At 50.2% G+C, this 22,689-nt stretch carries 30 protein-coding genes; 26 read left to right on the forward strand and 4 right to left on the reverse strand.

Annotated elements, in window-relative coordinates; translation table 11 throughout:
* Positions 1-72 (reverse strand): IS1 family transposase (locus ACERJC_RS24425; protein WP_001568368.1); only part of this gene is annotated, 72 nt, incomplete at its 3' end.
* A 58-nt stretch (positions 73-130) separates the two neighbouring features.
* Between ACERJC_RS24425 and ACERJC_RS24430 the strand changes: the two genes are divergently transcribed.
* The 14 genes from ACERJC_RS24430 (at position 131) to ACERJC_RS24495 (ending at position 7,976) form a co-directional block, all read left to right on the forward strand.
* Entirely contained in the window at positions 131-1,117 is a 987-nt protein-coding gene (locus ACERJC_RS24430; protein WP_254913179.1) for a DGQHR domain-containing protein, read from the forward strand.
* A gap of 607 nt (positions 1,118-1,724) precedes the next feature.
* Positions 1,725-1,904: a hypothetical protein gene (locus ACERJC_RS24435; protein ID WP_004187364.1), complete on the forward strand. Its 180-nt coding sequence runs from the start codon at positions 1,725-1,727 to the stop codon at positions 1,902-1,904.
* 72 nt (positions 1,905-1,976) lie between these two features.
* The gene (locus ACERJC_RS24440; RefSeq protein WP_015059998.1) at positions 1,977-2,837 is read left to right on the forward strand and encodes a DUF4942 domain-containing protein; all 861 of its coding nucleotides are present in this window, start codon (positions 1,977-1,979) and stop codon (positions 2,835-2,837) included.
* A gap of 189 nt (positions 2,838-3,026) precedes the next feature.
* Entirely contained in the window at positions 3,027-3,365 is a 339-nt protein-coding gene (locus ACERJC_RS24445) for a hypothetical protein (RefSeq protein WP_004187354.1), read from the forward strand.
* A gap of 97 nt (positions 3,366-3,462) precedes the next feature.
* Positions 3,463-3,693 (forward strand): Hha/YmoA family nucleoid-associated regulatory protein, encoded by a 231-nt coding sequence (locus tag ACERJC_RS24450; protein ID WP_004187345.1) that lies wholly within the window; start codon positions 3,463-3,465, stop codon positions 3,691-3,693.
* A 297-nt stretch (positions 3,694-3,990) separates the two neighbouring features.
* Positions 3,991-4,227: a hypothetical protein gene (locus ACERJC_RS24455; protein ID WP_011154457.1), complete on the forward strand. Its 237-nt coding sequence runs from the start codon at positions 3,991-3,993 to the stop codon at positions 4,225-4,227.
* A gap of 84 nt (positions 4,228-4,311) precedes the next feature.
* On the forward strand, positions 4,312-4,722 hold the full coding sequence (locus ACERJC_RS24460; RefSeq protein WP_004187342.1) for a DUF1380 family protein: 411 nt from the start codon (positions 4,312-4,314) through the stop codon (positions 4,720-4,722).
* Between the two features lie 61 nt (positions 4,723-4,783).
* A complete protein-coding gene (locus ACERJC_RS24465; RefSeq protein ID WP_004187339.1) occupies positions 4,784-5,089 on the forward strand; it encodes a hypothetical protein in 306 nt (101 codons plus the stop codon).
* Positions 5,090-5,289: 200 nt separating this feature from the next.
* Positions 5,290-5,730: an antirestriction protein gene (locus ACERJC_RS24470; protein ID WP_015059999.1), complete on the forward strand. Its 441-nt coding sequence runs from the start codon at positions 5,290-5,292 to the stop codon at positions 5,728-5,730.
* Positions 5,731-5,773: 43 nt separating this feature from the next.
* Positions 5,774-6,058 carry a hypothetical protein gene (locus tag ACERJC_RS24475; RefSeq protein ID WP_004187337.1) on the forward strand — a complete coding sequence of 95 codons (285 nt, stop codon included), beginning with the start codon at positions 5,774-5,776 and terminating at the stop codon, positions 6,056-6,058.
* A 154-nt stretch (positions 6,059-6,212) separates the two neighbouring features.
* Positions 6,213-6,434, forward strand: a complete 222-nt coding sequence (locus tag ACERJC_RS24480; RefSeq protein WP_004187336.1) for a hypothetical protein — start codon at positions 6,213-6,215, stop codon at positions 6,432-6,434.
* A gap of 71 nt (positions 6,435-6,505) precedes the next feature.
* Positions 6,506-6,940, forward strand: coding sequence for a single-stranded DNA-binding protein (gene ssb / locus ACERJC_RS24485; protein WP_019725164.1), 435 nt, complete (start codon positions 6,506-6,508; stop codon positions 6,938-6,940).
* A 55-nt stretch (positions 6,941-6,995) separates the two neighbouring features.
* The gene (locus ACERJC_RS24490; protein ID WP_004187333.1) at positions 6,996-7,307 is read left to right on the forward strand and encodes a DUF5983 family protein; all 312 of its coding nucleotides are present in this window, start codon (positions 6,996-6,998) and stop codon (positions 7,305-7,307) included.
* A gap of 132 nt (positions 7,308-7,439) precedes the next feature.
* Complete coding sequence (locus ACERJC_RS24495) at positions 7,440-7,976, forward strand: hypothetical protein (protein WP_004187332.1); 537 nt, start codon at positions 7,440-7,442, stop codon at positions 7,974-7,976.
* Positions 7,977-8,477: 501 nt separating this feature from the next.
* Here the strand turns inward: ACERJC_RS24495 and ACERJC_RS24500 are convergent.
* On the reverse strand, positions 8,478-8,873 hold the full coding sequence (locus ACERJC_RS24500; protein WP_019725163.1) for a hypothetical protein: 396 nt from the start codon (positions 8,871-8,873) through the stop codon (positions 8,478-8,480).
* Between the two features lie 34 nt (positions 8,874-8,907).
* On the opposite strand from ACERJC_RS24500, the gene mobA reads away from it, so the two are divergent.
* Genes mobA through ACERJC_RS24540 form a run of 8 tightly spaced genes read left to right on the forward strand, consistent with a single transcriptional unit; the run spans position 8,908 to position 18,055 of the window.
* Positions 8,908-9,435 (forward strand): plasmid mobilization protein MobA, encoded by a 528-nt coding sequence (gene mobA / locus ACERJC_RS24505; RefSeq protein ID WP_172740549.1) that lies wholly within the window; start codon positions 8,908-8,910, stop codon positions 9,433-9,435.
* Positions 9,422-11,401, forward strand: coding sequence for a TraI/MobA(P) family conjugative relaxase (traI, locus tag ACERJC_RS24510; protein ID WP_004187323.1), 1,980 nt, complete (start codon positions 9,422-9,424; stop codon positions 11,399-11,401). Before mobA ends, traI begins: the two co-directional genes overlap by 14 nt.
* A 13-nt stretch (positions 11,402-11,414) precedes the next feature.
* Entirely contained in the window at positions 11,415-11,915 is a 501-nt protein-coding gene (locus ACERJC_RS24515) for a DotD/TraH family lipoprotein (protein WP_004187320.1), read from the forward strand.
* The gene (locus tag ACERJC_RS24520) at positions 11,912-12,691 is read left to right on the forward strand and encodes a type IV secretory system conjugative DNA transfer family protein (RefSeq protein ID WP_004187315.1); all 780 of its coding nucleotides are present in this window, start codon (positions 11,912-11,914) and stop codon (positions 12,689-12,691) included. The genes ACERJC_RS24515 and ACERJC_RS24520 overlap by 4 nt, the downstream gene beginning before the upstream one ends.
* Positions 12,692-12,701: 10 nt before the next feature.
* Positions 12,702-13,865: a plasmid transfer ATPase TraJ gene (gene traJ / locus ACERJC_RS24525; protein ID WP_004187313.1), complete on the forward strand. Its 1,164-nt coding sequence runs from the start codon at positions 12,702-12,704 to the stop codon at positions 13,863-13,865.
* Positions 13,855-14,115 (forward strand): IcmT/TraK family protein, encoded by a 261-nt coding sequence (icmT, locus tag ACERJC_RS24530; RefSeq protein ID WP_004187310.1) that lies wholly within the window; start codon positions 13,855-13,857, stop codon positions 14,113-14,115. Before traJ ends, icmT begins: the two co-directional genes overlap by 11 nt.
* Positions 14,116-14,139: 24 nt before the next feature.
* Complete coding sequence (locus ACERJC_RS24535; RefSeq protein WP_373610029.1) at positions 14,140-17,577, forward strand: LPD7 domain-containing protein; 3,438 nt, start codon at positions 14,140-14,142, stop codon at positions 17,575-17,577.
* Positions 17,543-18,055 (forward strand): hypothetical protein, encoded by a 513-nt coding sequence (locus ACERJC_RS24540; protein WP_011091071.1) that lies wholly within the window; start codon positions 17,543-17,545, stop codon positions 18,053-18,055. The genes ACERJC_RS24535 and ACERJC_RS24540 overlap by 35 nt, the downstream gene beginning before the upstream one ends.
* Here the strand turns inward: ACERJC_RS24540 and ACERJC_RS24545 are convergent, their stop codons facing one another.
* Both ACERJC_RS24545 and ACERJC_RS24550 read right to left on the reverse strand, forming a co-directional pair.
* Positions 18,056-18,268 carry an Hha/YmoA family nucleoid-associated regulatory protein gene (locus tag ACERJC_RS24545; RefSeq protein WP_305953721.1) on the reverse strand — a complete coding sequence of 71 codons (213 nt, stop codon included), beginning with the start codon at positions 18,266-18,268 and terminating at the stop codon, positions 18,056-18,058.
* Positions 18,240-18,650, reverse strand: a complete 411-nt coding sequence (locus ACERJC_RS24550) for an H-NS family nucleoid-associated regulatory protein (RefSeq protein WP_004187465.1) — start codon at positions 18,648-18,650, stop codon at positions 18,240-18,242. Before ACERJC_RS24550 ends, ACERJC_RS24545 begins: the two co-directional genes overlap by 29 nt.
* A 67-nt stretch (positions 18,651-18,717) precedes the next feature.
* Here ACERJC_RS24550 and ACERJC_RS24555 point away from each other — a divergent pair, with 67 nt between their 5' ends.
* From ACERJC_RS24555 to traP, 4 genes are all read left to right on the forward strand, one after another.
* Positions 18,718-19,431 (forward strand): DotI/IcmL family type IV secretion protein, encoded by a 714-nt coding sequence (locus ACERJC_RS24555; protein ID WP_004187467.1) that lies wholly within the window; start codon positions 18,718-18,720, stop codon positions 19,429-19,431.
* A 119-nt stretch (positions 19,432-19,550) separates the two neighbouring features.
* Positions 19,551-20,591, forward strand: a complete 1,041-nt coding sequence (locus ACERJC_RS24560) for a DotH/IcmK family type IV secretion protein (RefSeq protein WP_301726595.1) — start codon at positions 19,551-19,553, stop codon at positions 20,589-20,591.
* Between the two features lie 11 nt (positions 20,592-20,602).
* On the forward strand, positions 20,603-21,952 hold the full coding sequence (gene traO / locus ACERJC_RS24565) for a conjugal transfer protein TraO (protein ID WP_004187474.1): 1,350 nt from the start codon (positions 20,603-20,605) through the stop codon (positions 21,950-21,952).
* An 11-nt stretch (positions 21,953-21,963) separates the two neighbouring features.
* Entirely contained in the window at positions 21,964-22,668 is a 705-nt protein-coding gene (traP, locus tag ACERJC_RS24570) for a conjugal transfer protein TraP (RefSeq protein WP_015060002.1), read from the forward strand.
* Positions 22,669-22,689: the final 21 nt, after the last annotated feature.

The raw sequence follows: 22,689 nt of genomic DNA on the forward strand, positions 1-22,689 counted from the left end.
GGTGCTTTTGCCGTTACGCACCACCCCGTCAGTAGCTGAACAGGAGGGACAGCTGATAGAAACAGAAGCCACTGGAGCACCTCAAAAACACCATCATACACTAAATCAGTAAGTTGGCAGCATCACCGGGATTCTTAAAATTCCGATGGACGCTGATTTAAAATTATTCGATGGCCAGCACCGTGCGCTGGGTATTTTTGAATTTGTACGCGATTATTCCAATACGGAAGATACGATCAGCTTGTTGCTTACCGTTGGCCTGCCACTTGAGTTACGCCAGCAGTTTTTCGCTGATATTAATAACAACGCGAGCAAACCGGCAGCGGCGATCAGTATGGCATATAACAACAATGATCCGGTCAACCAGCTGGCAATGCATCTGGCCCGAACCGTCACCGGGCTGGCGGGCACAGTGGATTTTGAACACAACGTGGTCCCGGCGAAAAGCTCACGGCTGATCAGCTTTAAAGCACTGAACGATGCGACGAAAAAAATGCTCAACCTGCGGGCCAACAGCATTCCCTCGACGCAACAGCGTGATATGGCAGAAAAGCTCTGGACTGCCTGGGCACAGGCGATGCGCTGGAATGATATTGCCCAGGATGATATCGCTGCGGAGTACCGTCAGGAGGCGCTGGGACTGCATGGCATCATGATAAATGCGATCGGTATGGCAACGGCCAGGATGTTACGGCACAGAACACCTGAAAGCATCGAGAACCTTCTGGCCTGTGCGGAAAACGGAGACAACGGTTTTCATTATCGGGAGTCGTTTGTACCTGAGTGCTGGGAAGGGAAGTGTGTTGATCCGGAGACTGGCACCATTAAAACTGACCGGCGGGCGCTTGAAGCAACGGCTGAAGCGCTGCAAAAGCTGATAGACCCGTTCGCAGATGCGCTGTGGTTGCGTGCTTATCTGCCAGTTGAAGAGGCGAGTGATACGGCATTACTGAAATATGCTGCTGACATCGAGAGTTATAAGCAGCGCACAGCCGTGCCGATGATCAATATCGTGGAGAAGCTGAAGGCGCTGGGTGACGGCGAACCGCAGTTCAGAGCGTCGGTGCTGGCTTCCCGTGAGGGGCTAAGCCGCTATCTGGCCGGGGCTGAAGGCTGACGCGGTGGTTGCCGCCTGCAGGGCAATACGGGCATCGAACCCGTATTGCCCTGAAACGCGCTGAGCCGCTCTCTGGGCGCGCATTTAAAAAACCTGTACCCATCATCGTTTTTATGTCTTTGACGAGTCCTGCCCCCTATTCTGGCCTTTTCTGATGTGATCCCGCCCTGGTGTCTGCAAGTTAACTTAATTTTGACGCCCGCACAGCGTGTCTTCCCTGTTCATTTCTGCTCAGTTGCCGGCGTTTTCTGGCTGGCCTGTCGTACTAAAACACCTCTGGGCCCCTTCGGCTCCTGCCCGTCGGGCAGTCGTCAGCCACACTCCGCTAGCCAGGCAAAGCCTGGCAGCTCCGCCGAACCCCCTGCGGGGTTTCGGGCTATCGCTAGTGTCTGATGCCTGAACCCCTGCACCATGCCGGCAAAGCACCTTCATCGGGCTGATGGGGATCTGAAAAGCAAAATTTACAGGGAAAGGAGTTCAGGAAAAAACAAAGAAAATTAATCAGATAACGCTTGATTGTTATGGCTCATTAGACGTATAATGATCACATCGAAAGGCAATAAGGCTTTTCGCGGTAGCGCCCCGACTGGCGCAGGAGTAACAAATTATGAGTAAAGCACTGACCCCCTCCCAGCTTAAAGCTGAACTGGAAACGCAGAAAGATGCGCTGCTGAAGGCGTGCCTGTATGCCCTCAACGAAATCCCTAACCGTCGTTTAAGTGGCCCGTATGCGTCCACGTATGCGCTGGCCGAGCAGGTCAGTAAACTGCTTCAGCGCTGCAAATAATCATTGATGGGCTGGCATTGCCAGCCCTGTTCACCCCTTACGGTAGCGCCCCGCATGGCGCAGGAGTCTGAAATGTCATCTGAAAAAACTCTCCCGTCGGTCGATCTGATGTCCTGCCAGCATGGCGGTGAAGTGATCCCGTCCATAGCTATTGAGCGCATTATCTCGTTGCGGAATGAAGGTATTCGCGTCTATCTCGACGGCATAGACAAGCTGCGAAAAGCGCGCGATCTGATGCAGCAGGCCGGAGGCTGTCAGTACCTGTATGACTACGACAAAGCCGTAGAGAGCGCGATCAAATGGAGCGACACCAGACCAGACCAGGCCGAAACGGCTATTTCCCGCGTTATCGACGGAAAAATCTGGGATCGGCTGATGTCGGAAACCGGCATGTATACGCTGATGAGCAACAAACAACGTCAGGAATGGGATCGGCAGGTGGCAGGCGAGGAAATGCCGCCGATAACGCTGGAGAACGTTATGAGTACGTTCCGGCACCTGAACGCAAGCAAGGCCGATACTTTCACGCAAGGGCTGATTGATATCTTTAAATCCCTGTCGTGGGATTATAAAACCAATAACCCCTGCATGTTTGGCAAGCGTATCATCATCGCGCCGTTGCTCGATGTCTGGCGCAGTAGCTGGGTGCGCTTCAGCTCAGACGGGCACACCAAAATTGACGATCTGGCGCGGCCGTTCTACGTGCTGGACGGGCGTAACGTGCCTGATTACCGCGTTTCTGACGGTGCCAAACTGGATGCCTTTTTCAGTGAAAACCAGTTCAACGGTAAGGTGTTCGAGTGTGATTACTTCAGCGTGCGATATTACAAAAAGGGCAGCGCGCACATTACGTTTAAACGCCCGGAGCTGGTTGAGAAGATCAATAATCTGGTTGCCAGTCACTATCCCGGAATGTTACCCCCTCGCGTGTAATGCAGACGGCAGGCCGCATTTGCGGCCTGAAATATAAACAGGGAAAGGAAGTATTCCCCGGCCTGAAAAAATCATGCCGGGCATGTATTTATTGCTTGATTAATATGGCTCATTAGACGTATAATAATCACATCGAAAGGCAATGAGGCTTTTCGCGGTAGCGCCCCGACTGGCGCAGGAGTAATAAATATGGCTATTCAATCCCTTCAGTTCCGTAACGGCTCCGTTTCTCTTGGTGATGTTTTTGTTTCCAGCTGGGGTTATGAGCAGACAAATACCTGTTTTTATCAGGTGATCGCCCTGCGCGGTAAGAAAACCGCCGTACTGCGCCGCATCGCTGCGCAGCAGGTGAAAGCAGACAGTGCAATGTCTGGCGAGTTAAAGCCGGTATTGAACGACTTTAAAGGCGAACCCGTGACCCGTCGCATCTGTGAAAACCATGAGCATCCGTCTGTCAGCATTGACGAGTACGAACAGGCTTATAAGACCGATCCTAACGAAAGCCATTTTTACAGCACCTGGGGCTGACCGCCTGCTACGCCCCGCAAGGGGCGTATAGTCGAAGACTTATTCAACCAAAACGTGAATACTATGCGAAATAACAAGGCGCTCAGGACGCAGATACATGGCGGAAACAGTTTATCAGGCGCGGAGGCGTTTTTACCTTCTCCGTTTTCGGCGCAGTCGTAACCCGGACACACTGGAAAAAATGTACGAATCCATGCGGGATCGTGGACAGGTGCCGCCGGAGGACACCGAGGCTTTTGAGGCTGCCGCCGACCATCGCCGCGCAGAGCTGGCATCGGGACGCATCTGGGATAAGATCCCGCCGCATGTCTGGCAGTATGTAAAATAATCACAGCGCCCCTACACGGGGCGTTTTTTTGCTTGCATATATGGCTCATTAGACGTATAATGTTTTTACTGATTCAAATCAGTACCTTCCTAAACAGCCTTACAGGTGCATTATGACCTCTTCTGAAATCCTCCATAACCTCCCTCAGATTATCACGGCCGTGGCCGCCCTCATTACAGCCATTACCGGGCTGATTAAAGTCATGAAGGATAAAGGTAAGGACTGAACCGCCGCAGGGGGCGACAGCCCCCTGCATCCCTAACCGGCAGCGCCCCGACTGGCGCAGGAGTAAAAAAAGTGACAACGCTGCATATTCGAGAAATTCCCACTGATGGAGCGCCGCCTATCTGTGCAGGCCGCTCAATCTCAGATGATGACCTTTGCGCCTCATGCCAGCATCTCGACTATCGCCCTGGGCACCTCAGCGCCTGCCTGCTGTCAGGTTGCGGGCGTGACGACTGGCCTTCAGAACTGGATGCAAACGGCTACAGCGTTGCCTGTAGCAGCTATGAGCGTGAAAAATCGCTTGATTAATATGGCTCATTAGACGTATAATTATCACATCGAAAGGCATCCGGTCTTTCGCGGCAGCGCCCCGACTGGCGCAGGAGTTTTACAATGCACGGTAACGTAAATGAAATTTGCGCAAGGCTTCTCGATAGTTTTGATCCACAGCAGCGGATCAGCCTGCTGATCTGGACTGCTGAAGATGTCCATGACTGCACCAGTGATATGAACCTCACTGACGATGAGGCCGAAGCCGTTCTGGCAGAAATCGCGGAATGCAGTTCACACAGCCGTTATGGCGTCGGAAAAGATACCGTCTGGAGCCTGGCAAAGCAGGTGCGCGAAGATGCCGCCCGCGATCGAAAAATAGAGGTCAATGCCGAGGCGCTGCAAAAAGTCGTGGCGCTGGCGGCGCAGTTTATCCGGCTGGAAGAAATCCAGTCTGGTGAAGGAGCTGCACGCCGACTTTATCCGCAGGAGTCTGAGGCGCTGGAGTGCATCACGAAGGTGATTAACGGCTAATTCACGCAGTAACGCAGCGAACTTTCACGGTAGCGCCCCGACTGGCGCAGGAGGAAAAAACATGTCCCAGAATGAAGCCTATTACGACACGCTGGCCCTGATTGAAAAGGGGCAATGGTGTTTCGGCAGTATGGACGAAGAAAACGAAGAGCGGGCAATCAAGGCCGCTAAGGCGCTGGCGCTGTTTGCGCGCCTGAATGAGCAGGACTGCGACGGACACCCGGTTTCCGAAATCATCGTTGATTTTATCGCTAACCTGATGCACCTGGGGGAAGCGATAAATTTTCGTGTGCTCGATGAAGAAAGCGCGGTGATCCCGTTGGTCAGGATCGCCGCCGTACACTTTAACGCTGAAACAAAGTCATAGTAATCATGTGAATCAGAAGGGGGCAGGCGTGATCCTGCCCCCAAAAATGGACAGGGGAAAGAGTTCTCCCGCCTGAAAATATTCAGGCAGGCGGGAATTTTTTGCTTGATTAATATGGCTCATTAGACGTATAATAATCACATCGAAAGGCAATCCGGTCTTTCGACGGTAGCGCCCCGACTGGCGCAGGAGTACAGAAAATGTCTACTGAACTGAATCAACCCGCCATCACTGCACGCATTATCCCCAATAACCGCCGCATGGCCTTTCTGCCACGTCTGTTCGGCGCCTGGTATCTCACAGGTGAGGCCGGTGTCTACAACCTCGCACGCTCTCTCTGCGTCGATTATCAAGGCGGTTCCTGGGAGTTCGTCGAACTGTCTTGCGGTAGCGGCTTCATGTACCCACTGAGCGCAGAGCGCTTCACGGTATCGGTTAGCGGTAACTGGTTCGAAGGGGAACTGTCCGCAGAAGCTACCGGTATCGTGCTGACCCTGTTCACCCTGAACCACATGATCTGGCACGCACATGATGAAGGCTATCAGCACATCTGCGACATGCTGATCACCCAGCAGGAAAAGCTCAAATTATATGCCGACCAGCACGCCGAAGCCGGTTTGATTTACCGCGCGATTGACTGAAACGGCGGCCCCCGTGAGGGGGCCAATACTGACAGGGGGAAAAATGTTAACACTAACTGATATTCGCGCCAGCAATACGGTGCTGGTTACGGAATTTGGCGGCGTGCGTGCTGTGCATTTCTGTCTGCATGAAAAATTAAGCGGTAGCGACAACGATCTGTGGTTTCCGCTTGCCAATGGAGCCGACCTGTTCGAGGCGCTGGAAAGCATTATGTGCATCAATTTTGCCGCTGCTAACGTTGTCTCGCTGGAGTTCCTGCGGCAGAACGGGAAGTGCAAAGACTACCGGATCACCTACAACAAGGCCAAATTCAAGCCATTAGGTTAGATGTCTGGCATCATTTGATGTTCATATTTGAACAAAATTAAATAAAAAAAATACGTCTGATGAGTTGATAAAATGGCTCATTAGACGTATAATTATTACATCGAAAGGCAGTTGAGTCTTTCGCGGTAGCGCCCCGACTGGCGAAGGAGTTGAAATGAAAGAAGCAGACCAAAAAAAAGTGAATGCCGTAATGGCAATTGCTGATTATCTCGGTGTGAAAAATCAAATCGAGGTGATCGAATACTCAGCCGAATCAGTGCAGGTTGAGTGGCGAAATCCTAAAACAAAACAGCTTATTCATCGTGATTACACTTTTGCAAATTCCTTTGTAAAAGACTTTGAAAAAGCCCTGAAATCGAACGTGAAGTTTTACTGAAAAAGAGGGGGAGAAATCCCCCTTAATCCTCCCATTTTTTACTGATAAACATCAAATATATGAGGTGTATTATGTGGAAACGTGGCGAAAACAAAGTGATTCTGATGGGGCGTGCTGGCAAAGATGCAGAAGTGCGTTACACCCCAAACAGAACGGCCATTGCGAGCCTGACGCTGGCTACAGAAATCAGCTACAGCGACAACGAAGGGAAGGAGCAAAAAGAAACGGAATGGCATGATATTGTCATTTTTGGAAAGAAAGCCGAAGCAGCTGGGAAGTACTTCAAAAAGGGTATGATGCTGTATTTTGTCGGGCGCATTCGTAATAACAAATGGCAAGGGACAGACGGCAAAATGCGCAGCAATAAGGAAATTGTGATCGATAATAACGGCGAAATGCAGATGCTGCCGGGAGCTGGGCCACGTAACACCAGTGCAGAAGGCCAGGGAGGCATTGAAAATCATGATGAACCGCCGTTCCCGGATATGAATGATTACCCGCAGTGAGTATTTGAGTTAGAACGGCCCGCAGGACGCGGGCCGCCAATCCAGAGGGGGGAGTATGAATATCAGTGAACAATATCGGGTGGCGGTCGTCAGTACCGGCCATGTAAAAAAAGAAGACGCGGAACTACTGGACAAGGTCTGTAACGATGACTTGTCCGGTCAAGGTTTGTTCTGGATCGAGAAAAATCGCTATGGGTGGATATTGCGTATTTCTGCTACTGAACAATGGCGAGTGGAATTAACCAGGGCGGGGATCAGTGCAAGTGCTTTGGATAATATAGCCGCGTTAAATGGTGCCGGGTTCGACTGGATTTGGTTTGACCGGGATGCGGAACAGGTGCCAGAACTGACCGTTTGGGAGTGGTAAACCGGTTAAAAATTTGCCTCGAAAAGGGGCATTTTTTTCTTGCCTGCAATGGCTCATTAGACGTATAATAATCGTGAAGTTTAAAAGTGGATATTGATTAAAACGCTCTGTAAATAACGTGGAGAGAATATTATGGCGGCCTTATACCCTTATGAGGTTTATACCCTTATTGTGTCAGAATTAATCGTAAGCCATTTTAATGATGTCGCTATGGTATATCCGGGAAGCGAAGAAATTAAAAAGAACTACGACAGTGAATTAAGTGCTGTACAGGTAGTTAATGGCATCAGAGAAAAACTGATTGAAGATGGTGTTATACAGTGCGAACAGTGCCCACTGCTATCCGAGTGGGATGAGAACAAGGTTATCAACCAGCTAATTAAAGATTACCGCCTGATTCTCAATCGTGACTATGAACTAAACCGTGTTCGTCAGCAGCTGGCCCCGGAGCTGATCGCACAGATAGAAAACTGGAAAGAGCAGAAGTATTCCGATTCTGCGAAGGAATACGAGGTGCTCTATGAAACCATCAACATCAACGGAAAGGAGGTTACAGGCAAACTAAACGTAGTTGCAGTAAGTCGCTTTGATGCTGTTTTCATCGTAGGGCAGCGTCACGCTAACGATAACTTTTTGGTTCTGGATGTGAAGGAGGTGATGAATCATTGAAATCCAGAAAAGGTGCCGGATTGCGCCAACAATCCGGCTGGGTAGGCAATTTAAATTGTGAGGTTCAAAATGCCATTGTGGATTATACACTATGCTGAAGATGTCGCAAACGGAGTGCAAACAAAGTCGCATCCGATGAACGCAGCGCAATGGGATCACTTCCGTTTCTGGTTGGCAGTGTTCCGGCGGATTAAAGAAGCCGCAATGTAATCTGTAACTGTCTCAGGGGCGCTGTATGCGCCCCTTTTTAATATCCTTGCCCGGACTCCTTTCCCTGTAAATTTATCGGGATCAAGGGCGGATCGTGGCCCTGAACGTGCGCACCATTGAGCGCTGCATCGCAGCGGAACCGGAAAATTTTTTTCCGGCCAATGAGTGCCCTTGTCACCGGAACGGTGACAAGTATGCACGCACAATTACACGAACAGGCAGCACCCATGCCCGGCCTGACAGGCCGGGAGCTATATCATAATGTGGGATGCTATATGTGAAAGGTGAAGGTTAATACTGCGGACCTGAAGCGTCAGGATTCTGAGCGGTAGAGCTATTTTGTGTGCGCTGCTCTTCGTCAACTCCAGTGATTTTTTTTCGGCTGTTGCTGGTTCTTTTTTTTCCAACTCGTCCGGCAGTAATGTCCTTGATATCACGTAATGTAACGTCTGAAAAACCCGCATCGTTGAGGAATTTCAGTATCTCTTTATCTTCATATCCTTTCGAATCTTTCAGCTTCTTAATGTCAGACTTAAGCTCGTCGAGTACGTGCTTTTTCTCAAGCCTTTCCGACGTCACATCAGGCAAGTCGTCGAGAATGCTTTTGAATTTTCCGATGTCCTCACTGCTATAAAATGCTTTCTTTTTTGCAGGCATATGCCCTCCCAATAATGTCAAAATCGCCATGCCGAACCGGAGAAAATCGACCCAGGCTATTCGGGTGATTTTACATGATGCCCGGCACGATTCAATTGCTCTGCCTGCCAGGCCCTTCGCTGCTGGCTTTCAAACCTCGCCGATGGTAGAATTCAATGAGGTATTTAAGTACGGGACAAGATGTGTTTTTGGAGTACCGCCGACACGCGGCGGCCGTCCAAAAACGTCTTGGTCAGGGCAAGCCCCGACACCCCCTAACGAGGTTAGCTATCTGATGAGCCGTAGCGAGAGCAGAAAAACAGACGATCGAATCCAGGTGAGATGTTCCACAGAAGTGAAAGCTAAACTCACCGAAAAGGCCCATGAAGCAGGGCTTAGTCTTAGTCAATATCTTATCAAATCTGGGCTTGGAAAGCGCATTCAATCGAAAGGCAATTACAATGCACTTGCCGCTCTTGTAAAGATAACAGCCCTTCAAAAACATCTGTTTAACGAAGGTGCCGGAGTTCATAGCAAGGAGTATTCAGAGATTCTGATCGAGGTCAAAAAGGCCGCACAGAAACTGCAACAGGAGATGGATGGTGATACCTAAAATCATTGAGGGCCGAAGGGACAAAAAGTCCAGCTTTGGTCAGCTGATTAAGTACATGGCAGACAAGCCGTCTCAGGAGTTGACTGATACAGTTCAGCCTACTCCTGAGACGGCTTTGGCTGTTAAATCAGATATGTTCGAAGGGTTAAACAATTACCTGACCCGTAAGCAGAAAGTGATCAGCACACCGGTGGATGTTGAGCCAGGTGTACAGCGTGTTGTGGTTGGTGATGTTACCTGCCAGTACAATACCTTCTCGCTCGATGGTGCAGCACAGGAAATGAATTCAGTTTCTCAGCAAAGCACACGCTGTAAAGATCCAGTTATGCACTATGTTCTCTCATGGCCTGACTATGAAAAGCCGAATGATGATCAGGTTTTCGATTCGGTGAAGTTTACACTGGCATCGATGGGCATGTCCGATCACCAGTATGTTGCTGCCATCCACCGGGATACAGATAACCTGCATGTGCATGTTGCTGTTAACCGCATCAATCCCCAGACATATAAAGCAGCCTCATCGAGCTTTACCAAAGACACTCTTCATCAGGCGTGCCGCTTACTGGAATTGAAGAATGGTTGGTCCCATTCAAACGGTGCATATGTGGTTAATGACCGTCAACAGATTGTCCGGAACCCTCACAGCAAGAAAGAGCGGGGCAACTGGCGCTCACTCGATCGCATCAACAAGATGGAGAATAAAGAGGGGGTTGAAACGCTCTATCGCTATATCGTTGGTGATGAACAGGTAGGCGGTAGTCGTCAAAACTTGATCCATGTTTCAGCTGGGCTTCGTGAAGCCAAAAGCTGGGATGATGTGCATAAGACATTTGCAGACATCGGTCTTCGTGTCGAAAAAGCACAGGGGAAAAAGGGCTACGTCATTACCCACGAACATCAAAACCAGAAGACGGCTGTTAAGGCGAGTCTGGTATTTAACAAGGCGCAATATACCCTGAAGTCGATGGAAGAGCGCTTTGGTGAATACCAGCCTTCACATATTGAACCGGCCAAAGTATCGGTATTTAAAACCGCATATACCCCTGGTGCTTATCGTCGAGATGCCAATAAACGTCTGCAGCGTAAAATTGAGCGCGCAGAAGAAAGAATGCTGCTCAAGGGTCGCTATCGCGCCTACCGAAACAATTTACCGATATATTCTCCGGATAAGGATCGCATCGCCGATGAATACCGGAAAATTGCCCAACATACCCGGTTGGTGAAAAATAACGTCCGGCATTCTGTTTCAGATCCTCATACCAGAAAGCTGATGTACAACCTGGCTGAGTTCAAACGCCTGCAGGCGGTTGCCAATCTGCGTCTTAGCTTGCGTGAAGAACGCAACGGCTTCAGGGCGGCTAACCCACGGCTTTCTTACCGGGAGTGGGTCGAACAGGAAGCACTGAAGGGTGATAAGGCAGCGCTCAGCCAAATGAGGGGCTTTGCCTATTCCTCCAGGAAGAAGGAGAAGTATAAACAGCAACTGGTTGAGCAGATCGGGTTCAACCGTACCTTTAACGCCATCACCAGTCATGATCGTGATGATGTGGCCGTAATGGCCTCAGCACGTCATGGTGTCAAGCCACGGCTTTTGAAAGACGGTACTGTTATCTTTGAGCGCGACGGTAAACCGGTAGCGGCTGATCGTGGTCATATTGTGCTGACAGAAAGTAATGGAATCGACAAAGAGAAAACGGCTGACCTTGCAATTGCATTAACGATTGCTGGTAAAGCCAAATCTGTTCGTGTTGATGGTGACGGCGAGTTTAAGGAACTGTGCTGTAATCGTATCGTCGATGCAGCTGTGAACCACAATCACCCTGTCGCGCAGGGCATTACCTTCACAGATGCCGCTCAGCAGGCGTATGCTCAAAACGAGAAACATCGTTTGATTCGTGAGCAAAATAATAGTAAAAATGAAATGCAATTCAGAAGTGAAAGCGACGACAAATTCAATCCGAAGTAAAATGGAGTAAGAAATGAAAATCAAAATGCAAACGGTCCTCGCGGCCGTTTCTGTGTTAGCTCTTGCCGGGTGTGCCTCTCAAAGCGAAAAGGAAAAACAAATCTCTGCACAGCAGCTGGTAGATCAGGAATTGCGTGAGCAAGCCATTAAGATAAAACTCGCACAGGATGAGCTTTACCAGGCTGGAGCCATTAACAGGACCCGTTACAAATTCCCTACCATTATCAATGCAAACAGTCAGTATGTTCGTGTGAGCTGGCAGGGTGATGCTTACGAATTACTGGAGCAACTGGCTAAACAGCGTGGCCTTCAATTCACCAGTCAGGGGATCAAGTTACCGCTTCCACTCAATATCGATGTTGGTGGTTCGAAGGTTACGTTTGAACAGTTGCTGACCCTGATCCGACAACAAACGCAGTACCGTGCCACCATCAACCAGAAACCCGGTGAACTGCAGCTGCTTTACCTCACACCATCGAAGAAAGGTTCATTCCTCAGAGGGACCCGCCCATGAAACTTAAACTGATCGTGCTTCTGACGTTACCGCTGCTTGCTGCGAACGTTGCACGCGCGGACGACTCCGATGTTAAAGGCCTGGATTACTACATGGACCCGCCAAGCCAAAGTGACGATGAGGCCGATGTTACTGGCAGTATGCTAAACGACGCAGCGCACACCATTGGATTTCGCGGCGGAAAGGCAGAACGCGCTAAAGAAATTCGCGCCGCGCTGGAAAATCAGCGCAGCAACCTTGATTACATGTATTCGTTCCAGCCGCTGATCTCTTCTGAAGGCTACCTGCCTCCGGTCATTGCTGAAGCTAAAGACGTTGCACACATTACCAATGAGCAAATCCGAACGGCCAACCGTGCCTATGACATTGTGGTGCCGGCGCGCTTTGTCAGTAACCCGCCGACCTGGAAAAGCTATCTTCTGACCGGGCTGATGGCGCAGCGGATCGAATTGCCTGAACCGGCTGCAATGCCGAAGGACGGGAAACAACGTGATATCTGGAAAAAAGCTGTCGCGCTGGGCTGGTCTGACGGTCGCCAAAAAGCTGATGAGATATTCACTGCTAATTTCAATCGCCTCACACGGGATTACACCGGCATGTTGCGCTACAGCACGCTACTGCAGCAGGGCATGATTAAGGCTCCAGTCATCACACAGCAGCAGCAAACAGTTACAGGGGATAAAAACCGCCTCATGCTGGGCGATAAAACGAAACGTATGAAGCAGCAAGCTGAGTTTGACATCAACAAACGCAGCTGGAAACCGACCATACGTTAAGGGGCAGTAGATGGAAGCATTCAATTTTGGTCCAACGCTGACGCCCCAGACGCTGGAACGTTTTCTCGTACACTGCTCAAACAATGAAGTGTCCGATATTCTGTTGCAGGGCGGAGATAAAATCTGGGTAGAACGTCATGGGCGCCAGTTGCCCATGACATCTTACCCGCTCGACAACCTGGAGCTGGAACGTACCGTTGATAAGGTGTTCGGTCAGGAGATCAAAGGGACGCTGAAAAGTGCTGCGGTCGTTAATACCGCTATCCAGCTAAGAGGTGATGAAGCGGGCACGATTGGACTCGGCCGCGGCGAAACCCGCCGGTTCCGCGCGAACTTTACTCAGGCCGATATTTATAAAACAGAAGCGGCAATGTCTCTGACACTCCGTGTTCTGAATGAGGTTATTCCTCAGCTTAAACAAATGGGTATTGAGCCGGACCTGTTTAATTCTCTGTTGCCGGCTGCCGGCCTCGGACTGATATGCGGCGAGACGGGATCGGGCAAGTCAACCCTGATGGCCAGCATCTTCCAGTATTGCGGTGAAACGTACCAGGACCGGAAAATCATCACGGTTGAAGATCCCATCGAGTATCGCCTGGGAAGTCGAGACTGGATTGCGCCGGCGCCGGCACAGTCACAGATTGGGCGCGATATTGATTCCTTCCACAATTTTATCACTCTCTCCGGGCTCCGTCGTTCTCCGAAGATTATGGGGGTTGGTGAGCTCCTTAACCGCCTGTCATTTGAAGCTGCTGTACTGGCAGGTAAATCCGGCCACTTTTGTCTTGGCACACTGCACGTCAAAACGGTCGGAGAAGCCATTTCCCGATCATTGCAGAACTATCCGCCGGAAATGCGTGAAGCTGCCGCCTTTGACCTGCTGAGTATCCTTTCTTACATCATCGTGCAACGCTTGCTTAAAACAAAAGACGGCCGGCGCAAGGCTGTCCGTGAATATCTCGTCATTGATAACAGCCTGCGCCGCAAACTCTATGACGTTGATTACAGCAAGTGGGGCCGCTACATCGACGACCTGTTGATCGCTGAAAACCGCAGTCTGATTCAGAACGCCTGGGCAATGCACCAGGAAGGTTTGATCGACGAAGCGGAAGTCATCGAGGTCGCAGGATATATGGACTATCTGGCGTTAAAAGAGGGCAAGTATGGACATTAACAAATGGCGTTATGCCGGCCGGCCACTGACGGTTTTTGGTGTGCCTGTTATCTCGTTTCTTGTGTACTTCATCTGGTTTCCGTTCCCGTCAGTAAAAACCTTTGTTATCTGCACCTGTGTGGTTCTCTTTTACTTTCTGCTGGCCATGATGGGCTACACGTTACCGGTGCTGTACCAGGTCATTCTCCGGGTTATCCGCGGGAAAAAACTTACCGGGCGGCCGTGGTGGTACCGGCGCTCTCAGCGATAACACATAACTACAGGGGTAGACAGTATGGCGAAACCTGAAATTGCAACTGAAAGAACCCGTCTGAGTATTCCCTTTGACGATCGCCAACGTGTAATACGTGCGGCCGGCAAACTGGCTGATGGCAGTAATGCTCTGGACTACGTGAAGGAAGAAAAGGTGTGGTATGCACAGCCGGGGGCCAACCTGAGCCGGCTGAAAGAGTGGATTTTTGACCCCAATAAAGTGATCGAAGAACCGCCCCTGGATATTCAGGCCATTGAAGATGAATTTACGGCGTGGCTTGAAGAGCGCGGTGCCATTATCAAAGACCCCATAGAGTTCGATGGCCAGAAGCATTATGTCGATACCGTGGACGGTAAAGCTGGTTCAAGAAAGGGGGTGTATGCCGCCTTTCTGGATGGCCGACCTGCAGGGTGGTACAGGGACTATAAGAACGGTGGTGAAATTCAGAAATGGGTATCTACCGGCGCAGCCCCTAACCCTGAACAAATGGCCATGCTCCGTGCTGATGCTGCGGCAAGGCGTGAACAAAGAGCTGCAGCGCAAGCGGATAAGTTTGATCAGACCGCTAACCGGTTGATGGAAGAATATAACCGGCTTCCGGATGCCACGGGAGATCTGGCATACCTGAAAAACAAACAGGTCATTGCCGCTAACGGCCTTAAAGCTGATGAGCGGGGCAACGTTGTGATCCCTCTGTTTAATGCTGATGGCGAGTTCAGGACCCTTGAGCGCATCTGGTCCGACGGTAGTAAACACCTTGAAAAAGACGGCCAGGCATGGGGGAGTTTTTTCGTTGTGGGTGGTCAACTGAAGGATGGTGACAACCTGCTTTATGCCGAGGGATATGCGACAGCAGCCAGTATCAGCGAAGCCATCAATCAGCCTGTGATCATGACGGTTAATGCCGGCAACATGGTGGAAGTTGCTGGCCGCCTGAAAGACACCTTTCCAAACAGCACTCATTACTTCCTTGCTGACAATGACATTTATAAAGACGAGAACGTTGGGCTAGAAAAAGCGACAGAAGCTGCAGAGCTGACTGCCGGCCATGTTCTGGTCCCTGCCTTTAGCAACCCGAAAGAAGGGCTTACTGACTACAACGATTTGCATGTCTCTGAAGGGCTGGAGCAAGTCAGATTGCAGGTAGAAGGAGCCATTAATCAAATGAACAGGGTAGACACTATGCCGACTGATAACCCGAACATTACTGACGTTAATCACAGCTCGACTGACAGCGCTGCCGTTGCAGATCCTGAAAAAGCCGCGCCGGTGGCCAGCGCCCCTGCAGCTGCCGAACCGGAGGAAACCGCGCCGGTGGCCAGCGCCCCTGCAGCTGATGAACCGGTGGAAGCCGCGCAGGTGGCCAGCGCCCCTGCAGCTGATGAACCGGTGGAAGTCGCGCCGGTGGCCAGCGCCCCTGCAGCTGATGAACCGGAGGAAGTCGCGCCGGTGGCCAGCGCCCCTGCAGCTGCTGAACCGGAGGAAACCGCGCCGGTGGCCAGCGCCCCTGCAGCTGCTGAACCGGAGGAAGTCGCGCCGGTGGCCAGCGCCCCTGCAGCTGCTGAACCGGAGGAAACCGCGCCGGTGGCCAGCGCCCCTGCAGCTGCTGAACCGGAGGAAACCGCGCCGGTGGCCAGCGCCCCTGCAGCTGCCGAACCGGAGGAAGCTGTGCCGGTGTCCAGCACCCCTGCAGCTGCTGAACCGGAATACACCGCACCAACAGATCGAGACGGCGATGATGAAGAGAGTAATAGCGCCAGTGATCTTGAGGCGTATGCCGCTATGATGGCCTTTGGCGGTGAAACAACTGACTCCGCTCAGCAAAAGCCTGAAAGGATAGCGCCCAGCGAATCTGTAGCTAATACCGCCCCGGCTGAAAATGAAACCGAGGAGAAGAAAAAAACAAACGAAGAACTGGAAAACGGCATACGCTGGGCAACCAACGATAATGCAGAAACGCCCCCAAAAGAACGTATAGACCTGGAAGGGTTAATTGCCCGGTTTGGGTACAGAGCAGAGAAAGACTATACGGCGTATACGCTTGATGGACAGGATGCGTTTTACGATTACGGCTCACATCTGCGTATGGCTACCCCTGAAGCCAGCCAGAGTGACGAGATGATCCTGGCGGCCGTTCTAACCGCGGATAAGCAACATCATCGTGGTATTGAAATCACCGGCAGTGACGAATTTAAAGAGCGAGTGTTTAACCTTATCAGTGAATACAACATTGAGGTGAAACTGACTAACCCAGAACAAAGGGTTAAATTGCTCGAACTCAAAAAAGCAAATGAAACAGCAAAAGAAACGGCAAAAGAAAATGTTGCTGATTCAAATGCGAATAAGCAGGAAGGGGCAAACGAAAAGACAAATTCATCAGTTCAGCAGAATGGAATGCGCTGGGAAGAATCGGCCTCTGTGCAGCCGAAGAAGCAGAATGCATCTGATACTCAAAAGGAAGATAAAGCTGCAGGTGAACCCTGGGAGAAAGGCGTTATCGTCGCGCATGGACGTGCTAAGTATGAGTGGAAAGAAGATGAATCCATGAACTACTTTGTCACCCTCAAAAATGAACATGGAGAGAAGACACTCTGGGGGAAAGACCTTGAGAGAGCGGTTAAAGATGCTGGTGTAGACACAGAACGTCTTGTTACAGTCAGAAAGCTGGGATTTGTGGATGTTGAGGTGAATGCACCTGTCCGTGATGAAAGCAACAAGATCGTTCGTTATGAAACTATCCAGACCAAACGTAATGAGTGGGAAGTAAAGCCTGTATACCCACAGCCAACAGCAGGGAATGAACAGGCCTATAAGCCTTCTGAACTGGTTCCGTATGATGCTGCAACCTTCCAGAAGCTCCGCACAACAATTCAGCAGATTACCGGTGTTGATCTCAGCCGTGAGGCCGTGCCTGAAAAAGAACTGTACTGGTTCTTGCCTAATGGTAAGCCAGCTCCAGAAAGCATGACAAAGCCCACAGGCTATAAACTCCCTCAAGAGTCAAAAACCGCGGGTACACCTTTGCTGATCGCACCGCATAAAAAAGGCGAACGCCCAGATTATTTCCTTGTTGAGTCGCGTAAAGGATTCATGCAGGGGATCGCAAAGGATAAGGAGTCCGGTGAGTACCATAGCGTGATTGGAAAAGTGAACAAGCGTATTGATAAAGACGGAAACTGGAAAACGTATATGACTCTTTCAGCAATCAATAAAAATGCCGAAAGTGGAATTGTTTTGCATGGTTATGGACATGTAGATCAGGGGGGTAAAAATTTGCTTTACAAAAACACAATTGCAAATGAAAAACAGCCTCAGCATTTACAAGCGGCCTCAGATGAGGTAAAAAACAAAACAGTAATGAAGCAGCTTTTTCATCCTTCAAATTCTGCAAAAAGAAAAGATGATGAAAGGAGAGAACAGACTCATGCACCAGTCGCAAAGTCAGCGCCTCGGCCATAAAACAAAAACCCTACTCGTTGCAGTAGGGTTTTCCTGCATTTCTGTGAGCTCATTTGCGGCAACACAGACCTGTGCAGCATACGAACTGGCAAAAGCTGGTGCAGATGCTGCCTATAAGCAGGAAGTGGAAAGGATTAACAACGCCGCAAAAAGCGAATCCAGTACGTCTGATTCTCTCGGACAGTGCCTGGGGTCGCTATCGGTATCACTTAAAATCCCACAGTTTCCGTCTATCAGCGACATTATTGATAAGGTGAAGGATGAGGTATGCAATACGGTTAAATCGAAGATTAATGAGAAGTGGGGGAGCCTGACTAATACGACGCTGGACCCGTGGTCAACGATTTCATCCCGACTGCCAGATACGTCAGGTATCCTGCCCAACGCATCTTCTAAAAATGTGCAATTAAACAATCCGGCAGCTGCGAGTGGAAGTGGTGAGGATGCAAACAGTGATGCATTCCCGTTCCATTTGTAACTACCGGAAGAGTCCTTTCGGGATTTTATCGAATAGCTTGCCGGTTCGTATTTCAACGCGGCGGTGTTCCGCCGCGGTTAGTAAACGCATAAATTCTGTGGCAGGTAGAACATCACGTTTTGAGTCTACATACGTATCAAGCGAATCTTCATTCATGAAACGTCTGACAGTATGCAGCCAGTCTTCAGCTGATTTCATATTTTTTGAGCTCATCGTCGCTCATCTCGGCAAACGCTGCAGGTCGGCGACCTTTTCCTGTCCAGGTTATGGACTTTCCATCAACTTCGATCCGGTACTTCACTTTTCCAAAAGTGGATTTACTTTTCGTGGACGGACCAAAGAGATTTTCGAAGATCTGGAGAGCTTCATCAGCCGTAATATTGTGTTCTTCCATGAACCGCTTTGTGGCTGCGGCTTTCTCTTCAGTGGCCTTCTGTTCTTCCTTAAATTTCTCGATCATTCCCTGTGCAATGTCGGACCACATATTAATGAGTTGTTCAAGGTTTTCTGGCGGGATTTTGCGCAAAACGGCGGTGGCTTTTCGTCGTTCGCACATGATAACTGCACAGGATTCGTAATCATTATGTTCGCTCATGTATACCTCATTGTTCATTAACGATCTGCGTGATTTTCTAACACAAACTTTTGAAAAGAGAAACTCTATGAAAACACAAAATGGTGAAAATATTATGGATCAAACTGACTCGGATCAAAACTCAGTCGTTGATGATGACAGCAACGCCCTTGCTCCAGCTCTGGCTGAAGAGAGTAACCGAACGGTACAAGAAATCGTATCGAAACATGGTTTAAAAGTAATTTTGATTCAAACGCTAATCATATTAGTCGCAATCATTATCATTGGTCTTCAGGGTTACTGGCTTCACCAGAAAAAAACCAAATATATTGCAACGAATGGGGGCATGATCACAGAAGTTCATCCAACCGATGAACCCGCTTACACGGCGGAAGAGGTGATGGACTTTGCCAACCGTACAATGATCAAATCGCTTTCACTGAACTTTGTGAATTACGAAAACCAATTAACCAGCGTCCGCGGCGATTTTAGCGCTGAAGGGTACGTTAGTTTCCGTAAAGCGCTGTCCGATAGTGGGCTGCTGAAAGATATCAGTGAAAAACGTCTGAACGTAAAACTTTCCACAACTCCTGGAACCCTGATCACGGAAGGTCTTATCCGTGGCACCAAAACCTATGCCTGGCAATACCGCATTCCGGTGACTGTTCAGCTTGTTGGGCAGGCTCAGGACTACAGACCGCAACCTTACGATTTGATGGTTCAGGTACGCCGCGTAAAAGAAGACGAAGATCCACGGGGTATTCAAGTAGCACAGGCCATTCTCAAACCCCGGAACTACTGAGGTCAATCATGAAGATTAAACTGTTAACTGTACTTATGGCCGCACTGTTTTCGGCAAATTCTGTATCTGCAGCTGATGCGCCGACTGGTAATGGAGCGCCGCAGCAAACGGCGCCAGCTGTGCCTGGTGGTGATATTGCTCAATGGCAGCAGGCCAGTTCCGGGTTGCCCGTAAATCAGCAGTCACAGGTGCAACAGCCTCCACAGCAAACAGCACAGGAACAAGGTCAGCAGCAGGCGCAAGGCCAACAACCACAGGCACAGGCCCAACAGCAGCCAACTACTGCACTGCCTCCTGCACCCATGCCGCAGATTCCTCCACCACAGCAGCAGGTTACTCATGTTAATCCGCAGACACTGGAAGAGTTACCTGCACCTGTTCTGCAGCAGATCCAGCCTATTACCCCTGGTCAGGTGCGGTCTGCCCGCAGCGCAATGGAAGATATGAGCGCGGCGGCCAAAACCTCACCATTAACGCCGATCCCACGAATTTCAAGCCAGACGGTATCACTGTCAGCTGGTGCATCCATTCCGCAGGTACGGGTATTTCCAAACCAGGCAACCACAGTGACGTTTTCAGATGCAACCGGACACCCCTGGGTATTAGGCGCCCCTCCATATAATTCGAGTCCCTGTGCATCTGGTGGTGAACTGTGTGTTGGCTATATTCCAGGATCGGCGGTATTCACAATCCAGCCGACCAATGCCTATGCCAGCGGGAACATCACAGTGCTTCTGAAGGGGCTGGCTACGCCGGTCATTATTAACGTGAAGGGGGCAGAACCCTCCGTTAAATCAAAAACCGTTGATGTTGATTATCGTCTGGATCTCCGTATCCCGAAGCGCAGTCCTGACACACCGGTTTATACCGCTACTCCTGAGAAAAAAATCTCACTGTATGACAAGCAGCTGCAGAGCGTGCTCGATGGCATCCCGCCTGAAGATGCTCAGCGGTTGAAACTTAAAAACGCGCCAGGGAGTACCAAAGTCTGGCAGATCGGTGATGAGCTCTACGTCAGAAGTAACATGCAGCTGCAGGATGAGTTTGAAAAAACGCTTTCCGCTATCGATGGCACACATGTTTACGTGCTGCCGGCAACACCAGTGCTGACTTTTTCGGTTAACGGTCAGGCGCGTGACGTTGAAGTTGAGCTGAATTAAGGGGAACGACGATGGCTACAGATAAAGGTAAAGAAACCAGAAAAATGATGCTCTACGTCGGTGGCGCCGCTGCAGTTGTGGCGCTTCTGGGAGGGTACTGGTTGTTTGGCTCATCAGATGAGCCGGCAACGGGCGGGTCGCAGGTGAAGGCCCAGGGGCTGGAAGGGAAAACTGGCAGGGAAAAAGCTAATGATCCCCAATACAACAAGCTGCTGAATGAGTGGAATGCTGATAACTCAGAAAAAGCGGCTCTCACGGGGGATAGTTTCATATCCACGTTGTCAGCCAGTAACCCGGTGGCCGTTGATTACGGCACCAAAGCACCGCCACCAAAATATTCGTGGGAATCGTCAGCAAAACAGTCGGGCGATAACAGTAAGGCTAATGATGCTGAGCAGAAAGAGCGTGAGCGTCAGGCTAAAGCTGTGGCTACGTTACTGCAGAAAATAGACCAGGCCAGAACACCGGTTGTCACGGGTGTTGCTCTTGCAACCCCTCTGGGAGCAGAGGGTAATGACAAGAACGGCGGCACCTTCTCAGGGTGGACCGATTCGGTCTATCCGCAGAACAAAAAGCCGGATGCTGAAAAACAACAGGGGGCGAAGAATAAGGTCAAAGATAAAGGAGCCCGGCTTGTATCGGCTTACACGCTTGTGCCGGCAGTAATGGATACGGCGATGGACAGTGACGATCAGAACAGTATTGCTATTGCCCATGTTCCAACTGGAGCGCAGGCCGGCGCCAAATTCTATTCTGGCCAAAACCGTCTTGCCGGCGATGGTATTCGAATTCACTTCACCGGCATGGAGCTGAACGGAGTGCAGTGTAAGGTCGATGCGTATGGCGTGGCTTCCGACTCGTTGCGCGCGGCCGTTTCCTCAAATGTAAATAACCGCTGGTTCAGCCGTATTATTCTGCCGGCTGTTGCTAACGGATTAGGCCGAACTGGTCAGCTGTATGCGGACAGCAATTCGCAGATGATTATCACTGACGGCGGGAATGCATATCGTTCAACTGGTACACCTGATGGCAAAGCGGTTGCCGGTACCATTATTGGCGGGATGGGTGAGCAAGCAGGGCGTGTCCTGGCCGACGATGCAGCCCGCCTGCCGATTAAGCAGGTTACGGTTGACCGTAACCAACTCATAGGCATCCAGTTTGTCGCGCCTGTGTATGAAAGCGACTGTGGCGAGAATATGGAAAATGCTTCTGCAGAGCAGGTGCAGCAGCAAGCAACTCCCACACTATCTAGTGTGCAACCTCAGCAGATGCCTCAGCCTCCGGCTCCTAATTACCCTCAGCAAAACTTTCCAAGCTACCCCGGCTACGGGTATGGCACCAATAACCCGTATTACCGTTAAGGAGATTGATAATGAATCTGTTTGAAGATGACAATAAAAACGAAGCAGCTCCTGCCCAGGAACCGGTGTCTGCTAAGCCTGCTGAAAAGCCAAAACCGACAGTGACGCCAGCAGCAAAAGCGAGCAAAAAGCCGCTTAATATCAGTGACTATGCATGGATTGGTGGTATCGCTGTCATCGCTATCCTGCTTTTAGTCTGGTTGTTTGGGGGCTCCGATAGTGATACTGCGCCAGCGACGGGGAATGGGGCGATCCAGTCTTCAGCGCAACGTCCGCGCGTACAGTCTGCCCCTGCAGGGCAGGATTCTGGTGACTTCCGCGAGCAGATTTCCGGGATTCTGCTGCAGCAAAAGGAACGGCTGGACGCGATAGAATCAACTTCTAAAAATGGAATGATGATCCTTTCCAGTCAGTTACAAAGCGCTAATGAACAAATTAAAAATCTGAACAATCAGGTTCAGGAACTGAAAATGAAAGCCGCTGGTTATGGGCCTTCATTTGGTAATCAGAGTGGAACAATTTCCGGTGCAACGTCACAGGCATTACCTTTGTTGAGAGGTTTTTCAATTAATGATTTATCTGGCGATCTTGCTTGGGTAAAATACAAAAACCAGACGTATGCTGTGAAGGTCGGAAGTCAACTTGGCGGAGTCACCATTACAGGTATCGATACTGAAAATAGAATCGTTACAACAAGTAAAGGCCTTATCCGCTAATCAGGACCTAAAAAGGCGAAA

It is taken from the genome of Citrobacter telavivensis (assembly GCF_041807075.1).
In the GTDB taxonomy this organism is placed as follows: Bacteria; Pseudomonadota; Gammaproteobacteria; order Enterobacterales; family Enterobacteriaceae; genus Citrobacter_A; species Citrobacter_A telavivensis.

Coding starts and splice junctions, on each gene's coding strand:
- ACERJC_RS24435 (WP_004187364.1), top strand. CDS start 1,725: ATGAGTAAAGCACTGACCCCCTCCCAGCTTAAAGCTGAACTGGAAACG.
- ACERJC_RS24440 (WP_015059998.1), top strand. CDS start 1,977: ATGTCATCTGAAAAAACTCTCCCGTCGGTCGATCTGATGTCCTGCCAG.
- ACERJC_RS24445 (WP_004187354.1), top strand. CDS start 3,027: ATGGCTATTCAATCCCTTCAGTTCCGTAACGGCTCCGTTTCTCTTGGT.
- ACERJC_RS24450 (WP_004187345.1), top strand. CDS start 3,463: ATGGCGGAAACAGTTTATCAGGCGCGGAGGCGTTTTTACCTTCTCCGT.
- ACERJC_RS24460 (WP_004187342.1), top strand. CDS start 4,312: ATGCACGGTAACGTAAATGAAATTTGCGCAAGGCTTCTCGATAGTTTT.
- ACERJC_RS24465 (WP_004187339.1), top strand. CDS start 4,784: ATGTCCCAGAATGAAGCCTATTACGACACGCTGGCCCTGATTGAAAAG.
- ACERJC_RS24470 (WP_015059999.1), top strand. CDS start 5,290: ATGTCTACTGAACTGAATCAACCCGCCATCACTGCACGCATTATCCCC.
- ACERJC_RS24475 (WP_004187337.1), top strand. CDS start 5,774: ATGTTAACACTAACTGATATTCGCGCCAGCAATACGGTGCTGGTTACG.
- ACERJC_RS24480 (WP_004187336.1), top strand. CDS start 6,213: ATGAAAGAAGCAGACCAAAAAAAAGTGAATGCCGTAATGGCAATTGCT.
- ssb (WP_019725164.1), top strand. CDS start 6,506: ATGTGGAAACGTGGCGAAAACAAAGTGATTCTGATGGGGCGTGCTGGC.
- ACERJC_RS24490 (WP_004187333.1), top strand. CDS start 6,996: ATGAATATCAGTGAACAATATCGGGTGGCGGTCGTCAGTACCGGCCAT.
- ACERJC_RS24495 (WP_004187332.1), top strand. CDS start 7,440: ATGGCGGCCTTATACCCTTATGAGGTTTATACCCTTATTGTGTCAGAA.
- ACERJC_RS24500 (WP_019725163.1), bottom strand. CDS start 8,873: ATGGCGATTTTGACATTATTGGGAGGGCATATGCCTGCAAAAAAGAAA.
- traI (WP_004187323.1), top strand. CDS start 9,422: ATGGTGATACCTAAAATCATTGAGGGCCGAAGGGACAAAAAGTCCAGC.
- ACERJC_RS24515 (WP_004187320.1), top strand. CDS start 11,415: ATGAAAATCAAAATGCAAACGGTCCTCGCGGCCGTTTCTGTGTTAGCT.
- ACERJC_RS24520 (WP_004187315.1), top strand. CDS start 11,912: ATGAAACTTAAACTGATCGTGCTTCTGACGTTACCGCTGCTTGCTGCG.
- traJ (WP_004187313.1), top strand. CDS start 12,702: ATGGAAGCATTCAATTTTGGTCCAACGCTGACGCCCCAGACGCTGGAA.
- icmT (WP_004187310.1), top strand. CDS start 13,855: ATGGACATTAACAAATGGCGTTATGCCGGCCGGCCACTGACGGTTTTT.
- ACERJC_RS24535 (WP_373610029.1), top strand. CDS start 14,140: ATGGCGAAACCTGAAATTGCAACTGAAAGAACCCGTCTGAGTATTCCC.
- ACERJC_RS24540 (WP_011091071.1), top strand. CDS start 17,543: ATGCACCAGTCGCAAAGTCAGCGCCTCGGCCATAAAACAAAAACCCTA.
- ACERJC_RS24545 (WP_305953721.1), bottom strand. CDS start 18,268: ATGAGCTCAAAAAATATGAAATCAGCTGAAGACTGGCTGCATACTGTC.
- ACERJC_RS24550 (WP_004187465.1), bottom strand. CDS start 18,650: ATGAGCGAACATAATGATTACGAATCCTGTGCAGTTATCATGTGCGAA.
- ACERJC_RS24555 (WP_004187467.1), top strand. CDS start 18,718: ATGAAAACACAAAATGGTGAAAATATTATGGATCAAACTGACTCGGAT.
- traO (WP_004187474.1), top strand. CDS start 20,603: ATGGCTACAGATAAAGGTAAAGAAACCAGAAAAATGATGCTCTACGTC.
- traP (WP_015060002.1), top strand. CDS start 21,964: ATGAATCTGTTTGAAGATGACAATAAAAACGAAGCAGCTCCTGCCCAG.